The 19345-nt window shown below is 57.7% G+C and carries 13 protein-coding genes and 3 pseudogenes; 5 read left to right on the top strand and 11 right to left on the bottom strand.

Features of this window, described 5'->3' with window-relative positions:
* Nucleotides 1–111 precede the first annotated feature (111 nt).
* Nucleotides 112–309 carry a hypothetical protein gene (locus ACSQ36_RS44530; protein ID WP_436187209.1) on the top strand — a complete coding sequence of 66 codons (198 nt, stop codon included), beginning with the start codon at nt 112–114 and terminating at the stop codon, nt 307–309.
* Between the two features lie 353 nt (nt 310–662).
* Here the strand turns inward: ACSQ36_RS44530 and ACSQ36_RS44525 are convergent, their stop codons facing one another.
* The 6 genes and pseudogenes from ACSQ36_RS44525 to ACSQ36_RS44500 form a co-directional block, all read right to left on the bottom strand.
* On the bottom strand, nt 663–1826 hold the full coding sequence (locus ACSQ36_RS44525; protein WP_436187208.1) for a porin: 1164 nt from the start codon (nt 1824–1826) through the stop codon (nt 663–665).
* 617 nt (nt 1827–2443) lie between these two features.
* Complete coding sequence (locus ACSQ36_RS44520) at nt 2444–3448, bottom strand: DUF2950 domain-containing protein (protein WP_436187207.1); 1005 nt, start codon at nt 3446–3448, stop codon at nt 2444–2446.
* On the bottom strand, nt 3448–4602 hold the full coding sequence (locus ACSQ36_RS44515; protein WP_436187206.1) for a DUF3300 domain-containing protein: 1155 nt from the start codon (nt 4600–4602) through the stop codon (nt 3448–3450). The genes ACSQ36_RS44520 and ACSQ36_RS44515 overlap by 1 nt, the downstream gene beginning before the upstream one ends.
* Nucleotides 4603–5129: 527 nt before the next feature.
* Nucleotides 5130–5258, bottom strand: a complete 129-nt coding sequence (locus ACSQ36_RS44510; protein WP_436187205.1) for a hypothetical protein — start codon at nt 5256–5258, stop codon at nt 5130–5132.
* Nucleotides 5255–5716: an ATP-binding cassette domain-containing protein gene (locus ACSQ36_RS44505; protein ID WP_436187204.1), complete on the bottom strand. Its 462-nt coding sequence runs from the start codon at nt 5714–5716 to the stop codon at nt 5255–5257. Before ACSQ36_RS44505 ends, ACSQ36_RS44510 begins: the two co-directional genes overlap by 4 nt.
* Nucleotides 5710–6287, bottom strand: a pseudogene (locus ACSQ36_RS44500) (MlaE family ABC transporter permease). The gene ACSQ36_RS44505 and the pseudogene ACSQ36_RS44500 overlap by 7 nt, the downstream one beginning before the upstream one ends.
* Nucleotides 6288–7771: 1484 nt before the next feature.
* Between ACSQ36_RS44500 and ACSQ36_RS44495 the strand changes: the two are divergent.
* The gene (locus ACSQ36_RS44495; RefSeq protein ID WP_436187203.1) at nt 7772–9163 is read left to right on the top strand and encodes an NAD-dependent succinate-semialdehyde dehydrogenase; all 1392 of its coding nucleotides are present in this window, start codon (nt 7772–7774) and stop codon (nt 9161–9163) included.
* A 671-nt stretch (nt 9164–9834) separates the two neighbouring features.
* On the opposite strand, the gene ACSQ36_RS44490 is transcribed toward ACSQ36_RS44495, so the two are convergent.
* From ACSQ36_RS44490 to ACSQ36_RS44470, 5 genes and pseudogenes are all read right to left on the bottom strand, one after another.
* Complete coding sequence (locus tag ACSQ36_RS44490) at nt 9835–10488, bottom strand: BON domain-containing protein (RefSeq protein ID WP_436187202.1); 654 nt, start codon at nt 10486–10488, stop codon at nt 9835–9837.
* Nucleotides 10489–12002: 1514 nt separating this feature from the next.
* Nucleotides 12003–13365 (bottom strand): annotated as a pseudogene (locus tag ACSQ36_RS44485) (IS4 family transposase).
* 445 nt (nt 13366–13810) lie between these two features.
* Nucleotides 13811–14087 (bottom strand): annotated as a pseudogene (locus ACSQ36_RS44480) (SDR family oxidoreductase); the annotation flags it as partial.
* Nucleotides 14088–14736: 649 nt separating this feature from the next.
* A complete protein-coding gene (locus ACSQ36_RS44475) occupies nt 14737–15207 on the bottom strand; it encodes a hypothetical protein (protein ID WP_436187201.1) in 471 nt (156 codons plus the stop codon).
* Between the two features lie 482 nt (nt 15208–15689).
* Nucleotides 15690–17210: a PAS domain-containing sensor histidine kinase gene (locus ACSQ36_RS44470; RefSeq protein ID WP_436187200.1), complete on the bottom strand. Its 1521-nt coding sequence runs from the start codon at nt 17208–17210 to the stop codon at nt 15690–15692.
* Nucleotides 17211–17654: 444 nt separating this feature from the next.
* On the opposite strand from ACSQ36_RS44470, the gene ACSQ36_RS44465 reads away from it, so the two are divergent.
* The 3 genes from ACSQ36_RS44465 to ACSQ36_RS44455 form a co-directional block, all read left to right on the top strand.
* Nucleotides 17655–18068, top strand: coding sequence for a response regulator (locus ACSQ36_RS44465; protein ID WP_436187199.1), 414 nt, complete (start codon nt 17655–17657; stop codon nt 18066–18068).
* Nucleotides 18065–18916: a helix-turn-helix domain-containing protein gene (locus ACSQ36_RS44460; protein WP_436187198.1), complete on the top strand. Its 852-nt coding sequence runs from the start codon at nt 18065–18067 to the stop codon at nt 18914–18916. The genes ACSQ36_RS44465 and ACSQ36_RS44460 overlap by 4 nt, the downstream gene beginning before the upstream one ends.
* 138 nt (nt 18917–19054) lie before the next feature.
* On the top strand, nt 19055–19345 hold a 291-nt coding region (locus ACSQ36_RS44455), incomplete at its 3' end, for a transposase (RefSeq protein ID WP_436187197.1).

Below are 19345 nucleotides of genomic sequence, written 5' to 3'. Positions count from 1 at the left end.
TTTTTTCCAACGACAAATTCCACATCGTCAAGGTATTCGAGAGCGCCGGCCATATTGTCGGCATGTGTGGTGACCCATGCAAACCATGCCCCTGCGCCGCCCCAGACACAAATGGGAATTGCCGTCTCGACGGCCACCGATGTCGCCAAGTCAGCGGCGGGTACCGTGCTGACTGAGCCAAGCCTTGGTGGCATCGTGATTGAAATACGCGCGCCGCGGGTGACTTGCCAGCGGATCCGGACTTATATGTTGAGGTTGGTCACGCGCAAAATTGATCAGATGCTGTTCCTGACGGGTGGTCTATTATGACCGGCCACGCAATCCTGACGTCGATGCTGTTCGTTGTTCTCATTATCACGGCCGATTTCCTCTCCATGTCGTCAGCGACCGATAACGTGCGGCCATCGGCAAAGGCCAGTGCGTGACAGATTAACAACGTGACAATCGTCGGCATCGGCGTGGCGTGCTGCAATCTGCTTTTTTGCAGCGGATTTATCGCTGTCAGCAAGTTCTGGCTGAACCTCGGCACCGGTCGGCCGCAAACGCTCGCGGCGGTCATTCTGGTGTTCAGCGGTCAGGCAGATTGTACGTGCAGATGGGGAAGTTCAATCAAATGAAGGCACAGTGCGCCAGGCAGCGGAGGACACTGGCTGGCACACCGTTCAGAAACGATGGCGCAGGCCGACCGTTGCCGCGATCTGGTTGTTCGTCGATGACGGTGCCAGTGTGTTGATTGCGGCGACATTCGAGATGGGCGCACCGTTGCCGCCATAGCCAAGCGAACCCGACGCATGCTGGTAGACGCCCGCGAGGTACACGTCTGTGCGTTTGCTGAGCGAATAGTCGGCCGCGAGTACGACGGTATGCCATTTCGGATCAGTCGAGCCGTTGCCGCTGCCCGTTGCAGTCCCGTCGGTGAAGGTGTAAGAGCCGACGAGCGCCACCGCTGGCGTCAGGTTGTAGGCACCGTTGATTTCGTAGTTGTCCAGATGCAGAGTCAGTCCAGCGACACCAGGAAGTGGTGTGCCACCGCTCGCCATGCTCTGCATGCCGTCAATCTGTGAGTGCGTCCAGACGACACCGACTTGGGCCGGACCATACACATAGCTTGCACCCACGCCATAAGTACGCTGCAGATTCGCGGCAATGCCGATGTTATCGGGCACAGCACCGCCTGAGTTCAGCGTGCCGCCCGACTTGTTCAATTGCAGGTAAGCGGCGGCAATCTTAAACGGACCGTTCGCATAGGATGCGCCGGCGCTCCATGCCCGATTGTCCGCAAAGCCATCGGCTTCATTGCTAAAACCATACAGACCGCCGAAGCGGAAACCCGCATAGTCTTCGCTCGTGTACTTGACGGCGTTTTTGATCGAGAACGTGGCGGAAAGGTTATCGTTGTCGAACGGGTGACCCGCGAGATTGTTGCCGTAACCTGCTCCCGCTTCCGATAGCGGGCTCAGATAGTCGACAACCGAATCGTACTGACGTCCGAGAGTAAGCGCACCAATCCGGTCACTCTTCAAACCTACATATGCCTGCTGGTTGAACATCGAACTGTCGTTCGCGAAGCGGCCATTGTTGACATTGAAGCCGCTTTCCAACCTGAAGATTGCCTTCAGACCGCCACCAAGGTCTTCTGTGCCTCGCAGGCCGAAGTACGTCTTCGACACAGCACCGCTGCCTTGCAGCCAGTCACTATGGCCAACCACATTGTTGGCGTACACGATGCCCGCGTCGAGCGAACCATACAACGTCACGCTGCTTTGGGCGTGGGCGCTCATGGCAGACGCGCCCATTACGCCAGCGATGATAAGGATCTTCTTCATTTCTAGCTCCGAGGTTCTACGTAGAGAATCACACCAGTACTCGCGTTTTGCTTGCCCCGGCGGCCTGGATCAGCGGCGTCGGTTAAGGGTGTGCTATGGAGTCGAAATCCAGCGGGGCGAGCAAAGAGGTGAAATGTCTTGGCCGCCGAACTCGTACTCCTCACTTGCCTTTGATTCTCAGCGTGTCGGTTGGTGGTGCTCTTGACTTGTATCAACCAGGAGAGGTTTCCGCCTTGAAGTGCAACATGTGTCGCAAGGCTGCGCGAAAGGGGAGAAGGCCATTTTCGTGTCCCAGCGTGGTTGCCGAAAGACCGCTAGCAAAACGTTACAAGTGGCAACGACGCGCCCAGTTTTCTGTCGCGGTTGATGCACATTCCTGCGTTTCGCAAAATGAGCGGGGCATGCGAACCAAACGGGATAGGTGGGACATCGATTAAGTTCGCTCCGCAGTGCTTTGTAGTGCTACGGAGGGGTAGGCGCGTCGCGGATAGGTGCGTCGTCCAGGGCGCGGAAATCGTATGTCGAACGCGAATAGCGGCGAGCCGCGCCACACCCGCTTTCGGGTATGCGGGGCGTAAGGAACCGGCTGACCGGCATGGCATCCATGCAACGACGCTTCACGGCTGCGCGATTTTCCACGTGTGGTCGGGGTTATATTGCGCCATGTGGCCCGCGATAATGGACGTATCGGGGCCAAGGTTCTTTTCGAACACAATACCGTCCTGATTGACGACGAAGGTCACCACGCCGGAATCGCCATACTTTGCTGGAAACGCAACCAGCGCAAACCCGCCGGTTAGGTGCCCGTCGACCAAGTAGTTGCGGGCGCCGCCGGATACCTTCGAACCCTGCCGGGTCAGAATCCTGTAGTAGTAGCCATCGAAGGCTGCGCGACCCGCGGCACTCGCCGGGCCGTAACCCTGCGTTTCGGCCTCGGCGACGAGCGGGCCGAGCGGGCTTTCTTCGTCACCGGCCAAGCGTTGCCAATAAAGTCCGTCATGCGTTCCTTGGGTGCTTGCAACACGCTGTGCGTACTCATGTTGCCCGTTGCCCTGGCGATTCTTGAGTGCGTAATCTCGTTGCGCTTCGACGTAGGCGCGGCAAACCTCAATCGCATTTTTTTCGTTTCTGCCGACCCTGCGATCAACGATCTGCTGCGCGCCGGCCTTGACATCGAAGGTCCAGTCGGCTCCCTGTCTGACGAGCGGAATCGGATAGGGCCATGCGTCCTTTCCTAGGACGATGACAACTTCCCGTGCGTTGACCGTTTCGAGGTGGTGCTCATCGGCGTATGCCGAGGCCAGTTTTTCTCTGGCTACCCGTTCGGCCACCGGATCTCCGGAACGGACGAGTTTTTCCGCGCCGCGTCCGAATATCGCCAGGAGCGCATCGGGCTGGTCGCTTTGCCATGCAGCGGCTAGCGTGTCGGCGGCCTGTTCAGGCGAAGTGAACCTTCTTCCGTCAGCAACGGCGGCGGCCGCGCACAGGCCGCTGCCGGCCGATATGGCTGCGGTCACGATCAGAGTGATCAATCGGCGCCCGGATAACGCCGGGGCACGGGTTCGGTTGGGGTCGGTCATTGCATCCTCGCGGCGCTTGCGCCGGGTTTCGATTACGCTCATTAGCGCCTCCCTCCACCGCCCGACCGCATCGATCTTGGCGCGGCCATACGAACCCCGCCGAACCCAGGCATCGACATACGGCTGGCACGTCCACGGTCAGCGTCACTCCGGACATCGGCGCCGCGGCCGAACGATTCGAACGTCGACGGAAAGCGTGGTGCCGCGGGTAACACACGGGTCAGCGGTGCCGTGGAGCGCCTGAAGTCGGAGACAGTCCCAACGCCCATGGGCGGATGGAAATGAGCCTCACTGTCGTCCGGATATCCACGGAAACTCCGGCGCGCATCGGGCGCACCCATGCTGCCCGCAAACCGGTTCCGCACGCCAGAATCGTGATACGGCACGCCAAGGCGATGGGACGGGTCATGCACCCACGCGGTCCCGCCGAGCGAACGATTGCCATTGAGCCCGGCGAAACGGTCGCGGTCGAGGTCGATCCGGTGCCGCCCCCAGTCGCAGTGGTTCCAGCCCCAGAGCGGCCCGACGATCCCGATGCCCACCCAGCCAAAACCGACACTACCGACGATCACACCGTCGAAGTAGCCAGGAAAGTAGTAAGGTGGAAAAGCCGGATACGGCCACACGCCATAGACATACGCGGGATTGTAGACCGGCACATACACGATCTCGGGATTGGACGGTTCGATCGTAATCGCGGGGCCGCTCGTTGCCACCACCTGCTGGGAGGTCGAATCCAGCTTGCCGGCTGCTTCAGCTTCTCGGCGAAGACGCTGGACCGAATCCATTACCGCTGCCTGGTCGGCCAGGAAGGCGTCGCCAAGACGCTCTATCCAGTCGAGATTGCCATCCATCATGTGCAGGATCTGAGGGAAGGGCACCAGTGACTTGACGCTGGGATCCCATGGCTGAATTTCGAGTGCGGCGGCCAGTTGCGTTCCCGAAAGTGCTGTGTTTTGCGGGTCCTGAAGCCAGCGATCGGCCTCGACCACTTCGAGCGGATAGGTTGCCGCCATCAGGATCTGCGCGACGAGGGGATCGGGATAGAGCGCGATCGGCGCCAACATCTGGTCGAGTTGCGCCAGCGTAAATGGCACCGTATCTGGAACCGAAGGAGCCTGCGCCGGCGCCAGGTTTTGTCCACGTGCTTCCAATGCCCCGAAGGTTCCTACGGTCAGGGCCAATGTTATGGCCAAGACCACTGTCGCCTTTACTGTCATGTCGTAACCCCTAAGCCTCATCTTGCAACGTGCGTGGCTAACTTGTCATGCCTACCAGTAGGCACCGGCCTGCCGGTCTCACGCTTGACCTGCATCAACGATAGAGTTGGATGTGGCGGCAAAGCAGCACCAGTTCAGTTAATAGGTGACGTGCTGCCTGTCCGAATGACACGAGTTCGGGGTTCGTTCACGGCCATTGAGGTGAAAACGTACCCGATTTTTTGAGCAGAGTCGATGGAACGAAGATTTCGAGAACCTTTTTAATTAGATAAGGATAGCTTATCAAATGTAGTAGAATTCGGTAGGGTGGTACTATTGCAAGCAACTCAGAAGCTTCGCACGCACCGCTCGGATGCCTGCGCGCCGTGAAAGTACTCGCCGATCCACGGATCGGCGAAGTTCGCGACTCCGGTCAGCGGCCCCACGGCGATGGCGACGCGGTCGCAGACCGAGCATAGAGCATCGAAATCGTGCGTGATGAGAAAAAGGTGAGTCCGAGTGGGTCACGCAAACGTGTAGATCGGATCATCGAAGACCGACGCGCTCATCGGATCGAGTCCGAAGGTCAGTTCGTCGAGAAAGAGAATCTCTGGATCGAACGGCTCGCGGGCCAGCGCTGTACGCTTGGTCATGCCGCCGCACAGTGACGCAGGCGCCTTGTCCGCTGCATTGTGCGGCAAGCCGACGAGCGCGGGCTTGGCGCGCGCAAGCTGCTCGGCAATGGGCCGCAGTGCTGTATGTTCGACGGGCGGCAGCGCGAAGTTGTCCAGCACGCCGAGGAAGACAGCACGCCGCGCTGGAACAGAATACCCATGAGTTCCCTTACGGGCATCCGCTCGGCCGGGCTGAGTTTCGCGAGGTTCCAGCCAAACGTGCTGACGCTTCCCACATTGAGCGCGTGCAACCCGACTAGCGAGCGCAGCAGCACCGACTTGCCGCTGCCGGAGCCACCCACTACGCGCAGGATCTCGCGGCGCTTGATGTCGAGGTCAAGCTTCTCGTGAACGATCTCAGCGCCGAAACGGTTCGACAGGTCGCGCATTTCGACGAGCGGGTCACCGTATTTGCCCGGATGGCCGTTGTTCACCATCCCCACTTCCATAGACAGAGCGCGGCGATGGCGGCGAGCAGAATCACGACGAAGATCGACTGCACGACGCTCGACGTTGTATGCTCGCCGACCGACCGACCGACCGACCGTGCGCTGCCGCCGATGCTTGCCCCTTCGAGGCAACTGATATAGGCGATCAGAAATGCGAACACCGGCGCCTTGTCGATGCCGACGAAGAAATGCTACACGGGAGTATCGAGGCGCAGGCGACTCACGGAGATCGTCCACGAAATGCCGAAGCGCAGCATGCAGACCAGCGGGCTGCCAACCGTCCCTGACATCATCGCGACGAACGTGAGGACCGGCAGAGCACATACCGTTACGAACACGCGCGGCAGCAGCCGTTCGACCGGATGCAGGTGCAGTGCGCGAATCGCATCGATTTCCTCGTTGATTTCATTGAACCAATCTGCGCTGTAAGTGCACTATCGGTGCGGCCCGCAAGCAAGCTCGACGCGAGCAGGATACCGAAGTCGCGCAGGAACGGGAAGCCGACCAGATCGATTGTGTAGATATTCGCGCCGAGTCCGTCGAGTGTCGTGCCGTCCAATGCATGGACGCTAACATATGCCAAACGTCGAACGAGTAGGTCGCGTCATCGCTGAGCGCACTGTCACTGCGGCTCTGCGAGCAGAACGTGCTGGCAGATGCCGCCTTGCCGCGCAGCTTGGCGTCCCCAGCAACCCGGTGGCCAGATTGTCCTGGAGAGCTAGAGGGTAGCCACGCTTCCTCTCGGAAACGCGGCCCCCGAAGAACCGTGCATGCGAGCTTTCCCCGCACACGGCTCGCGCACAGCATTAAGCGCCTTGCTGACGCCGGTCTTGCCGAATTGCACAAGCCCTTCGCAGGCCGTCACATTCTTGGTTCATCTCATTGCTGAGACGAGGGCGCTGAACCGTCGTAAAACGGTCTCTTTCAAGCTTCCCTGCAATCGAACCTCAAATGAGCACCTGCGACAACTGCACCACGCGGAAGTCTGCACCCTTTCAGGTCAGGGCAAATCTTGAACCCCTATGCGGGCTATTACCGCCCGCCATTCGCTTTTTCCGCGTTCTCATATCCACTCGCCCAACAGCTCACCTTGCGGATCACCTGCCGTAGCCAAATCACTGGCGTGGGCGGACAATTGGACTTACCACGTTCCCTTTCTTGCCGACCCGATACTGCCGGGCCTATCCGTTTAGCACCTGTCTATTCCCCGATGGCTCCACGACGACGTGCTTCCAGTATGAAGGGAAGCAACCGGCCATCCACCATTTTGGTCAGAGCCTTGCAGCAGCTTGGGCTCTTTCGGCTTAACGAGGATTCCGTCAACAGTTCACTTACGTTGTGCATGCGGAACTTGCCTCGCCCCCACACCGCACGGCTGCTGGCAGTGTCGGCTCCTTCCCTGTCGCCAGGGTGAACCGTCTTCTGAAGGGTACTTTGTCCCCGGAGCTTCGAACCCGATCGTTACCAATCGCGCACGTCCGGGTAGGCAACTGCTGGTCGTACAGCAGGTCACCGCTTCAACCTCCGCTATTCCAGTTGTTGAATGTGACAAGGCAAGAAAGAGCTTTGCCATCCACTACATGCCGCATAACGCGCGGCTGACGGCGACACGTGTCGCACTCAAACCGAGCCGTTATCCGCCCCGCTTTCGTACTGGAAACTGGGGACGGAACAGCCAGTTTCATCGGGTCCTGCTTACCCTCTGGAGCAGAGAACGATGAGCCTTGCGACTCCCAATAGTAAATCGTGCTCCATCTTCACGTCAGCCAGTTCCCGTTCGAACCATGCCAGTTCAGCTTCGATCTATGTGAACGGTTCTTGACACTTATCTATGCGTTGCAGCTTGGAGACCGGTGCAACACGCACCGATTCGATCCACATTAAAGCCGAGACGGAACTATCGGTGGTTCAATGACCGGTGGGGCGCATGCTTCCATTGACCCAGATCAAGACCGGCACAGTCGGAGAGGGGAGACTCGATAAACACGTTCGTCCTCTTGCGACAGGCAGACAGCAACTGTCGTATCCACAACGGAGATCATTATGTCATATGCGACCACAAATCCTTACACTGGTGAAGTGATTAAGACGTTTCCAGAAACAACGGATGCCGAAGTGATTGCGGCGATCGAAAACGCTCACGCCGCGTTCCTTTCGTGGAAGAAGACCGCATTTGTCGAACGCGCCAGGATCATGCAAAAGGCGGCTGACATTCTGCGCAAAGACATCGACGCCTACGCCAAGCTGCTCACCTTGGAAATGGGCAAGGTGATCGGCGAGGCGAAGGCGGAAGTGGAGTTGTCAGCCAATATTTTCGAATATTACGCGCGGAACGCCAGAGCGCTGCTCGCGCCGGAAAGACTGCCCGTCGAGGATATCGCCGAAGGCGAGGCCGTGATTGTGCACGACCCGCTCGGCGTATTGCTGGCGGTCGAGCCGTGGAACTTCCCGTATTACCAGGTTGCTCGAATCATCGCGCCGCAGTTGTCCGCGGGCAACACGATACTGCTCAAGCACGCCGGCATCGTTCCCCAGAGCGCGGCGGCGTGTGAGAAGCTCATGCTGGAGGCAGGCCTGCCGAAGGGGGTATTCCAGAACCTTTATACGGCGCATGCCCAGATCGAGCTCATCCTCAATCATCCCTTGGTGCGGGGTGTTGCTCTCACCGGCTCCGAAGGCGCTGGCGCCGTGGTGGCATCGCTGGCAGGCAAGGCGATGAAGAAGTCGACGCTGGAACTCGGCGGCGCCGATGCTTTCGTGGTGCTCGCCGATGCCGATCTGGAAAAGACGGTCAAGTGGGGGGTCTTCGGCCGCCACTGGAATGGCGGGCAGGTCTGCGTTTCTTCCAAGCGGATGATCATCGTCAAAGAGATCTACGATCAGTACCTTGAGCGCTATACCGCGGGCGTGGCCGGTCTGCATGCGGGCGACCCGTTCGATCCAGCGACGACGTTGGCGCCCCTGTCATCGCAGGGCGCGGCCGACGAACTCAAGGACAAGATCCGCCAGGCGGTCGCTCACGGCGCTACGGCGACGGAGGTTGGGCCCAAGGTTCCAAGGCAGGGCGCGTTCGTACAGCCGACGATTCTGACCAACGTCACAGAAGACAATCCGGCTCGTTATTGGGAGTTCTTCGGGCCGGTCTCGATGTTGTTCCGCGCCAATGACGAGGACGACGCCGTCCGGATCGCCAATGACTCGCCGTTCGGCCTCGGCGGCTCGGTGTTCACCTCAGATCTCAAGCACGGCGCGAAGGTTGCCCAGCGGATTTCGACCGGCATGGTCTTCATCAATCACCCGACGATGGTTAAGGCGGATCTGCCTTTCGGCGGCATCCGTCACTCCGGCTATGGCCGCGAACTGCTCGGCCTCGGCATCAAGGAGTTCGTCAACCACAAACTCATCGATGTGGTCGACATCAACGCCGCATTCTGACGAAAACGACCGCAGGCTGCGGTCCAAAAGGCTGTGGCCCGCGATCTATGTTTCCTGGAGATCCTGCGGCTGCGGCGCCCAGACGCTTACCGGCTGTGAGGGTGGGATCTCGCTGATCCGCTATGTCAGCTTCGACGTAGCCCGATGCATCCAGTACGCTCAACGGGTCAATCCCAGGATTGAAGTGCTGCTCGTCTCGGCGAATGAAGGCGGGTGCGGTGGTCTCAGAAAAGCAGCAAGCTGCTTCTGCGTAGTTTGCAACGCTTGGTTCAACGGGTGCTGGATGAGAGCACTATCACATACCTGCCGGTAGGCCGACGACGCAACCACGACGTTGGTCGACGGGAATCGCAAGTCGGAAGGACCTGCATTTGCGCTGGGTAGTTACGAGCAGCTTATGTAACACGACACGCTGTCGGGTCTGCCGGCGGGGTTAGAGATTTGCCTGAAGGCATCGCTTCGATGCGTTACAGAAGCCCACATCAAACAAGGGCCGATAGACGCATTAACGGGGCACGCAAACGCCCCAGCGAGACCCGCACAGCCACAGCGCTCAGGAATGTGCGGCTACATCCTGAGGGCAGTCCTTTGCGTTCACGACTGTTTAGCCAGCGAGCGTGGCGAACTTATCCCCCACGCTCAATGCCGGTTTAATCAACGCGGGCACTTGGCTAGGAGCCAACGCGCGTTTCGTCGACCACGTTGCGTACTCCCGGCGCCGACCAGGCCGCACTGCGAGTGATGTCCTTCTCTGCGAATGAACTAATGTGTCCGCGCAACGTCACGGTGTCGTTGTTGATGGTCACGGCGATGTTGTTCGCTTCATGCTCCGCATGCCGTTTCAGCGCTTCCGCGATCTTCGTCTCAACCCCGCTTGGCGTCGCACGGCTACGCACGGCGATCTGATTGACCACCACGACTACGCCACGCAGATGAGACACCAGGTTTTCCGCTGTATGACGCTGATAGGCCCACTCAACCTCGCCCGATAAGGTCACACAACCTTTCTCCACACGCACCTTGACCTGGTTTTCCGCGAACCCAGCGGTCCATCCCAGCAATGAGTGCGCGGAAGCAGCAATGTCTTCATCGATTCGCTTCTCGCCACCGGGAATCCGGACATCCAACTCGACCACGACCCCGCTGACACCCTCCACACGTTGCGCGGCCTTTTCAGCGGCGAGCTTCTCCGTATAACTGCCGAGATGACCCGCCAACGTCACGATGTGGTCGCGCACTTCCACGCCAACGCCCGCCGCATTGATTGCAGGATCCCATTCGAACTCACGTTCCACGTCCTGTTTGATCTGCTTGTCCGTCTTCATAGCGATTCTCCTAGAGTAGGTACAACACACGGGCCATCTCGGCACGGTGGAACACGCGTCACGAGAACCTTACCTAACCCTACTCATGATCCGACACGGCTCGTTGATCTGAGTCAAACACGGATTCGCAACGTAAGAGCGACTTGGGGCCGCACCACTATAGCCACCGGCCGCCCCCGGCTTTAAAACGCGCGTTCAGTTGCAACCGCTTGAGCGCTGTCCTTGTGGCTAGTTCGATAAAAAATTCGGCCCGCGTTAAATCGAATACGCTTTTTCTGATCACCTGATTGAACGGGGAGTGCGCATCCCATAAAGCAACCGTCGAAGCATCGCAGCGTAGTGTCAGTGTTTTCTCGCGCTCCATCCAATCACAACGCGACGCCAAAAGCCTGCGATTACCTGCGGCGAATGCAAATGCTTGTGCAGCCGATCCCCGGCATCCCAGCCCGTTGCCTACCCGCGCGTAAACCGGAGATTATTGTGTAGCTAGTGATGCTGCCGTCGGCGTTCTCAAGTAGTTTCGATTTGCCGGTCTGAAACTCGCTTCTTTGTTGGTGTTTTTAAATTTTGTTTATCTAAAACGTGGATCTTCTTCGTATCCTCTTCTTTTTTCTGCGTCTTCTTCCCTTGTTTGTCGTGTTCTTAGGACTTGGGCCACTTAAAGGCATCTCGTTATTGGGTAGCCCCGGAAGAACCGTACGTGCGGGCTTTCCCCGCATACGGCTCGAGCACAGTGTTAAACGTCGCATAGACGCCGGTCTTGCCAGACTTCGCAAGCCCTTCGCAAGTATCACATTGTCGATTCGCCTCATCGCTGAGACGAAGGGTGCTGAACCGTAGACATACCGGTCTCTCACAAGCTTCCCTTCGATGAATCTCGGAAGTGGACCTACGACAACTGCACCACGCGGAAGTCTGCACCCTTTCAGGTCGGGGCAAATCTTGAACCCCTATGCGGGCTATTACCGCCCGCCATTCGCTTTCTCCGCGTTCTCATATCCACTTGCCAAACAGCTTGCCTCGCGGCTTACCTGCCGTAGCCAAATATCTAGCGTGGGCGGACAATTGGACTTACCACGTTCCCGCTCCTGTCGCCCCGGATGCGACCTTCACATCTATCGCATCGGGACTATCCGTTTAGCGCCCATCTATTCCCCGGCAGCGTTATGACGGCGTGTCCCCACTGTATAAAAGAACATCCAGCTGCATGCCTTTTTGGCCCGGGCCTATCAGCCGCTTTGGCCCGTTGACACTTACGAGGTTTATCGACGATTCACATCTGTTGCGCATGCGGAACTTGCCTGGCCCCCACGCCGCATTGCGGCTCGCAGCGTCATCGGCACTGTCGCCAGTAGTGATGTCTTTCGAGGTACGTTGTCCCCGGAGCTTCGCACCCGACCGTTACCAGTCGCGCACGTCCGGGTAGGCAACTGCTGGCCGTACAGCAGGTCACGGCACGGCGAGCCGCGCGTGACAAGACAGAAGCAGACTTTGCCATCCACTACCTTGCCGATTTACGTTCGGCGGACGGCGACACGTGTCGCACATACAGAAGTGTCATAGCCGTCGCGCAAGATCTGGATGGTGATCACAGCATCCATGACTCGCTGCATGCCAATCCACAGGGTCTTCGCGCCCGGTTCGCCGTCGCTCTTGCGCCCGAGGAATCCGCCCAGCGACGCGACCATCCGTATCATCTGGTTGAGCGTCGGTGGTTTTTTCGGACGCGCCTTCTTACAGAGCACGTGAGCGCCGTGTATCTCGTCAGCGGCGAAGAACAGCGACGCATCCAACTCCGGACAGGTTCTGCCAACACGTATGAGCCGCGCAATACGCCACGATACGACCATGTACAGCGCGAGCGCCTTCTCCACCCGCTCCATCTGTGAGAGTTGCAGCGCCTCGACCCGGCAGGCGTTCTTCAGGACGTTGAAGAACATTTCTATTTCCCACCTCGCACGGTACCAGTCAACGAGTTCGATGAGGGCATGCGCATCGCCCGCTTCGCGGTTGGTCACAAGACGCCAGATGACGGGCTTCACACCCGCTGGCGCATCCACTTCATACGCCTCGACGCAGGTGAGCCCCGGGCAGCGTGACGCGCTGGCTACGCAGTTCCTGCCTCACTTCACGCGCCTTCTGGCCGCTGCGCCCGGGCGGCACGAAGCTGATGTGGCCGAGCACCTTACTGGCGTGCACTGTCTCCCACAAACTTGCTTCGCCCTTGAGCGCGCGATTGTGCTGCGAGCGAATCAGCCAGTCCGCCGGTTCACCCAGTTCCTGCGCACGCTGCATGAGCGCGGCGATATCGCCTTCACGATCGGCCACATACACCAGTCGCGTGTCAGGCAGGGCCCGTGCCTGTTCGGCCACGATCTCATAGCTTTCGATCCACCGCACACTTTCCTTGACACCGCCACGCCTGCCGTTTGCATCGCGCGGCTCGCGCGCCCACATCCATGCATTCATCACACCCAGCGGCTCCCGATCCGGTGTCACCGCATAGGTCGCGTGAAGATACATGCCCACCTGTGCTTCATAACAGAGCGGGCCGGCCCCTTCGATATCCTGACCGTTAAAGTTCAACTCTGTCGTATCGGCTATGCACAGCACCACCGGCAACTGCCCCATGCGTGCCGTGGTACGGTCCCAATGCGGCTGCATCATGTCGCGCCAATCGATGTGCTCATTGCCCAGAAAGCGATATGCCGCGATCGTCTCGGCCCAGCCTTCACACGCGCCCGGAATGCTGGCCGTGGGCCGACTGGCGAACCGTTTGAGCAGCTCCTTCGCGCGCCGGTCTCGCCGTGGATCACCCAAATCCAGCGTTTCAAATTCCTCGTCCACCCATGCTCCCGCGTCGTCTTGGATCTTCATGCCGAAAATCCGAGAGTAAACGCCAAATCCGCATTGTTAACAACCCCCTTCTGACAACTTTTTTACTCCGTCATCGTTTCCGCAAGCGTCGAGTTGTGTAAGGAGATGACTTAAAGGTTGCCCGCGAGCAGATCATGAAACGCTAAAGATAACGTCAGTACCTGGGTTGTGGCGCGTTTTTCTCAGCGGATCTGCGGAACATTAGTGGTTAGAACTTCTGAGGGCGTAGGCCGCATGCACGCGCAAGAGGCAAACCCGTGAAGAGTGATTGCTTGAATTCCCAATATTGACGATGGTCCAGCCGACGAAGCAGCCGCTCGTGCAGATGCTCCCGGCGATAGTGGCAAATGTGGCCGCGCTCGCAAGCATGAACAGATCAACGACATTCCTTATCCAAGTTTCTTTTATGGAAGTTCGTTCCCGCGACTTCGACTAGCATTAAATTTTACTGTTGCTGCCCGCTGTTAATCGCGATGTTGGCCCGGTTACAAACGCCGCCTCACACAAGCACAAATGCGGCACGAGCGCTGCTAACTCGTCTGGCCGGCCTCCGCTGGCGGGGATCTGCGAAATGATCTTGGTGTCAAGCAAGTTCTGCGGCAAGCAGCCACCATCTTGGTTGCGATGAACCCGGACGACACCGTATTGACCGTCACACCCTTCTTCGTTACTTCGAGCGCCAACAATTTCGCGAAGCAACGCATACTGGCCTTGTTCGCCGCGTCCCAGTTGACTTTGTACATCTTCTCGAAGCTTGAGCGGGCCTTGGCTTTTTGCGATCGCGCTCGGGACCGCCGCCGTATCGCCAGCCACCACCGTACACCGGCTTGGTGTGCGCACACCGTCGCCCAGTGACAGCTTCCAGCTCTCATCGCCCAACTCGAAGGCGCATACAGCCGGTCGACGATCGTTGTACGTTGCCCTCGAAGGGCCGTGTTAGGCACGTCTATTTGGGTGCGCCTTTCGAAAAATGACTGTCAGAATCCTCGTTATACTCCGGGGGCTTACTTTCTCTGGCCCCTTCCATCGTATCTAAGGGTGTATCGCGCATGCCGAGTTGCTTAACCGCACTCCTTCAATCGCCGCCAACGTAGCGTAGCCGCGCGTCGTGACGCATAGTCTCGCCGCAACATTCCCAGTCCGATCAAATTCTACGTATCGGTGGCTGAGCAGCTTTTCGATTTCCTCAATGCACAGAAGAGGAGGCTCAGGGGACCGTTTAATGAGCATCAGAGCGGAGAGCTCATGCGCACTCAAAAACTTTTCCATAGGAAATATCTCTCACATAAAGTGGCGAAATGGGGCATTCAACCGTAGTCCGAATTCGCAGCGTGATACGACTGCTTTGCCTCACTCTCGGGGAAGCTCAGGTCATCCCCTTGTTTGGTGCGAACCTTTGAACGCATCAAGCATCCGGCTAGTGGACTCGTTCATCGCCGCCAACAGAATTTGCTGGGGACGCCCCGCACCCTCTAATCCCGGGAACGCACATCCGTCGCTGCCACTCGCTGGTTGCCTCATGCGCTCCTGCCTCTTCTTTACCGTAGCGACATCAGACTGCGCCGTGGTGTGACCAGCTTGAATCGCAATGTCCTGCGGGTGTCGGCTATACGCGAGATTTCGCGCTATCAACCGCTGCTGCATATCCGAAACGTGATCGAAGTCGAACTTTCCACTCCGTATTGCCGCGATATCGAGTTGCCACCGATCGACCACTTCCAGGCAGGTTCTCGCGTTCAACGCTGCAGCCTTCACACACGCGTCGATCGTGTGCTGGATGCCAGGAAAATCCTGAGAATATGGATTGAAGGCGAGAGAACATGGTACGCCATTGGTTCTCATAGAGCTCCTAATAACATTAGGCCGCAACGGCTCGCGACTTAACTTGCAGTAAGGCCCGATCTGGTTGATGTTAACGTTAATCGAGATCAAGGAGTATGAACAACGGAAAATCCCAACTATCGCGGTGGGCTTGATCTACGTCAAGAAATAGTCCTGCGCGGCGGACCGCCTTTGCCAAGCGCACACATCGGGCCTGCTTGGTGCCGATCTGGGCGAGACACGATAGTGTTCTATCGAGCCCGCATTGACGATATTGCAGCATCACACACGGAGGGATGCAAACCGCGTGAAGGTGTTTGGGACAGTTCACGTCGGTTTGTTTCCCTCGCGATTCATCTACGACGAGCGCGGTGCTACGACTCAGCAGCATCCTGGATCGCCTTGAAATTAGACTCGCTGCTCGGCTGCGCAAGTCGTCCGAAAGCGCTATCCGATTACTCGGGCGGGTTCACCTTTGGAACGATTGCTTTCTGGTCGAGCGTTCAATCGAGACCAGAATTGTCTCGTCGCTGGCACGTAGCGTCCGAAGTGACCGCATGAATCGGAAACTGAACAAAGATGTGGAACCCGCAGCCCGGGGCAGTATCAATAGCGACGGTGCCATTTAATTGCCTGGCACGCTCACGTATACCGAGGAGACCGAATGATTTCTCGCTGCGTAGCGTGTGCAGCAGCACACCTTGACCATCGTCGTCGATTCTTAACGCGCAAGTGTCGTCATCACAGATCATTTCCAGGGTCACCTCGGATGCCTGCGCGTGTCTCGCCACGTTAGTCAGGGTTTCCTGAACGATCCGAAAAATGGCGGTCGCCGCAGCATCATTAAACATCCAGCTGCCTGCTTCGATGCGAACACTCATGCCCACGCCGTATCGATGACGGAAGTCGTCTGCGAGCCAATCGATTGCAGCAAGTAGCCCGAGATCGTCGAGCACGGGTGGGCGGAGGCCGGACGCAATGCGCCGAACAGAAGCCATCATAGAATCGATTTCCTTCTGCAAAACTTGTGTCTGAGATGCAAGATGTCGAGCGCCACCGCTCGCGATCAGGTTACCCTCTAGCAGCGCCGTGCCTATTTTGAGAGCCGTCAGTTGCTGACCAAGATCGTCATGCAATTCCCGAGCAATCCGCTGTTGTTCGTCTTCTCGCGTACTTTGAATCTGCGCGGCCAATTCCCGGCTCCGTTCAAGCTCGGTGAGCTGCATGCTCTCGGTCATATCCTTGGTGATTTTGGCGAAACCACGTAGTGTCCCTGCCTCGTCACGGACGGCTGTGATCACTACATTTGCCCAGAAGTGCGAGCCGTCGCGGCGCACGCGCCAGCCTTCGTCCTCGATGCGCCCACAAGAGTTGGCGGTTGCGAGCTCCTCTCCCGGCTTGCCCGTCGCGATGTCTTCAGGTGTATAGAAGATCGAGAAGTGGCGGCCGATAATTTCGTCCGACGAATATCCCTTTATTTTTTGAGCTCCGGCATTCCAGCTGGCAACATTTCCAAGCGGATCCAGCATGAAGATCGCGTAGTCCTGGACCGTCTCGATCATCAGACGAAGCCGCTCCTCGCTTTGCCGCAGCAGTTCCAGATGTTTGTGGCGTGCGGATGCGTCCTGCACGATGACGCCGAAACCCAGCAACGCATGATGCTCATCGCGCAAGGCGGTGATAACGCTGTCCGCCCAAAAAAGCGATCCATCTTTTCGGACGTACCAATCCTCTCCTTCCCAATCGCCGCGCAATTCGGTCTGTGTTAAGCCATTATTTGGAGCGCTTCCCCCAGCACGCGCAATGCTTAACACTGAAAAATGGGAGCCTATAATCTCAGATTTGTAGCTCATAATGCGTTCGGCACCGATATTCCAACTCGCGATATACCCGGCTTGATCGAGGAGGAAAATCGCACTGTTTGCACAACTGCCAATCAACAGTCGTCCACACTGCTCGGCCCATTGTGCTGACGGCTCGGCAGATGATACTTGACGCCTCGAATCATCAAAAAAACGATTCACGCCTATCTCCTGGTCCGATTACACTAAACTGCCGATCACCATCGCAATCATCAGTGAATAAATGTGTCGAACCTTTGTTATACGCTTAACTGGAATATTTCACACTTAAAATTCTCGCGTTTTCCCGGCAGTTTCGTATGGCTCACCTAAGCAGGAAAATGACATAAATATTCGCGTCTTTTTTCGATTGAAAAAGGATGAATATTCCCGCTCGTCACGTGGCAAACGCGGCATCGGCCAGGTTGACCGCAAGAATCCGAATGTATTCGCCTTTCATGGAGGACTGAGCGACAGGACGCAATTGCGTAGTCGGCCACCCCTGTTAGGGTAGTCCAATCCCTACGCGCTTTCCTAAACGCCTACTTCAGATCTCGCCGTTCGCCGATTTTGTTTTTAGATGGTTCCAAGGATACTTCGAGCCATACGTTCTCACGGATGCGCGAAATGCTGAAGGTTTTTCTTGTTGACGATTCGAGCCTTATCCGCCGTCGCATCTCGGCCATGATCGGCGCGCTAGACGACACCATGGTCGTCGGTGAGGCAGAGGATTGCGACACGGCACTGGATGGCGTTCAGGCGAGCGGCGCAGACCTCGCGATTGTTGACTTTCGACTAACCGGAAGCACCGGCCTAACGCTCGTTGAGGCTTTGGCACGAGGTTCTGTGCCGATTATCACGATGGTATTGACGAATTGTTCAAGTCCGGCCTATCGCGCGGCCTGCTATCGAGCCGGCGCTGATTATTTTTTCGACAAGACCGCCGAGGTAGAACTGGCGCGAGAGACGATCGCGCGGCTTGCGCGCGCACTAAAGGTCATCGAACCACCGAAGGATCAACCGACTTGGAGCAAAGCATGACTCTCGCTACCGCATCTTCGACCGTCGCTTTCAATACTGCGCCTATCTCACATTTGACGGCATCGACCTTTACCCCCTCTCGATCCACTTTCGTGCCCCGGCTCATACGCCATTTTGATACATCCCTGCATGCCACGTTCATACCGGCGAATTTAACAACTGCCCAATCTGCGCGCGTGAATGCCATCGTTTGCTCAACTCGGTTTGTGAAACGTGGCGCGACGCTATACCGCGCTGGTGATGCGTTTACAAGCCTGTACGCTGTTCGCACCGGCTGCTTCAAGACAGTCGTCGTCCATCGTCACGGCGATGAGCAAGTCACAGGCTTTCACATGGCGGGCGATCCGCTTGCACTGGATGGCGTCTGCTCTGACGAGCACAATTGCGACGCGGTCGCACTGGAGGACAGCACGGTATGCGTGGTTCCCTTTGCCTTGTTGGAGAACCTGTGTCAAGACATGAAAGCAATACAGCACCACATCCACCGGATGATGAGCGGCGAGATTGTGCGCGAAGCGGGTCTCATGATGATGCTGGGTACAATGACCGCCGAACAGCGTGTCGCCGCGTTCCTCATGAATCTCGCGACCCGGATGAAGGCACGCGGTTATTCCGGTGTGGAGTTTAATCTCCGGATGACGCGCGAGGAAATCGGGAACTATCTCGGGTTAAAGCTCGAGACAGTGAGCCGGACCCTCTCGAAATTGCAGAAAGAAGGGGTCGTCGGTACAAGTGGTAAGCAGATACGCATCATCGATGACGAGCGGCTTGCTAGCGCGGGTTGCCCTGTCACCGATGCATGCTCCCGGCGCGAGCACGTATCGCAAACGACCCAGGCGGATTTGTGAATGAGAAAGTACATCACCTGATGGCTCAAATGAGCGCCTCTGGAAGACGAACTGAAGACAACGCTGCATGTGAGCTTCCCCCGAAATTTAGCCTTCCACAGGTGACGTAAAATTGACGTTACTTTGGAAAGACTAGAAATGAAGAAGATACCGGAAAAGGCGTACACGGCGGAGTTCAAAGAGCTTGCCGTCAAACGCGTGAGTGATGGCCAGACGATCACGGAAGCGGCGAAGGAGCTAGGCTTGAGCAGCCAGAGTCTGCGCAACTGGATCAAGGCCGCTTTGGCGGGCAAGCTGACGGGGACTGGCAGCAAGGTTGTAACGCCGGAAGCGATGGAGCTGTCCCACCTGCGCTCCGAGGTCGCTCGCTTGAAGCGGGAGAACGAGATCATAAAAAGCCGCCCCACGCGCTTGGGCGCGGCCCTCATA

Source organism: Caballeronia sp. LjRoot34, assembly GCF_964253815.1.
In the GTDB taxonomy this organism is placed as follows: domain Bacteria; phylum Pseudomonadota; class Gammaproteobacteria; order Burkholderiales; family Burkholderiaceae; genus Caballeronia.
The sequence above is the reverse complement of the archived record's forward strand: the minus strand, read 5'-3'. Positions and strand labels throughout refer to the sequence as shown.

What these genes read in the sequence shown, in the direction of transcription:
- ACSQ36_RS44530 (WP_436187209.1), top strand. Translation starts at nt 112, where the DNA reads ATGGGAATTGCCGTCTCGACGGCCACCGATGTCGCCAAGTCAGCGGCG.
- ACSQ36_RS44525 (WP_436187208.1), bottom strand. Translation starts at nt 1,826, where the DNA reads ATGAAGAAGATCCTTATCATCGCTGGCGTAATGGGCGCGTCTGCCATG.
- ACSQ36_RS44520 (WP_436187207.1), bottom strand. Translation starts at nt 3,448, where the DNA reads ATGAGCGTAATCGAAACCCGGCGCAAGCGCCGCGAGGATGCAATGACC.
- ACSQ36_RS44510 (WP_436187205.1), bottom strand. Translation starts at nt 5,258, where the DNA reads ATGACCAAGCGTACAGCGCTGGCCCGCGAGCCGTTCGATCCAGAGATT.
- ACSQ36_RS44505 (WP_436187204.1), bottom strand. Translation starts at nt 5,716, where the DNA reads ATGGTGAACAACGGCCATCCGGGCAAATACGGTGACCCGCTCGTCGAA.
- ACSQ36_RS44495 (WP_436187203.1), top strand. Translation starts at nt 7,772, where the DNA reads ATGTCATATGCGACCACAAATCCTTACACTGGTGAAGTGATTAAGACG.
- ACSQ36_RS44490 (WP_436187202.1), bottom strand. Translation starts at nt 10,488, where the DNA reads ATGAAGACGGACAAGCAGATCAAACAGGACGTGGAACGTGAGTTCGAA.
- ACSQ36_RS44475 (WP_436187201.1), bottom strand. Translation starts at nt 15,207, where the DNA reads ATGAGAACCAATGGCGTACCATGTTCTCTCGCCTTCAATCCATATTCT.
- ACSQ36_RS44465 (WP_436187199.1), top strand. Translation starts at nt 17,655, where the DNA reads ATGCTGAAGGTTTTTCTTGTTGACGATTCGAGCCTTATCCGCCGTCGC.
- ACSQ36_RS44460 (WP_436187198.1), top strand. Translation starts at nt 18,065, where the DNA reads ATGACTCTCGCTACCGCATCTTCGACCGTCGCTTTCAATACTGCGCCT.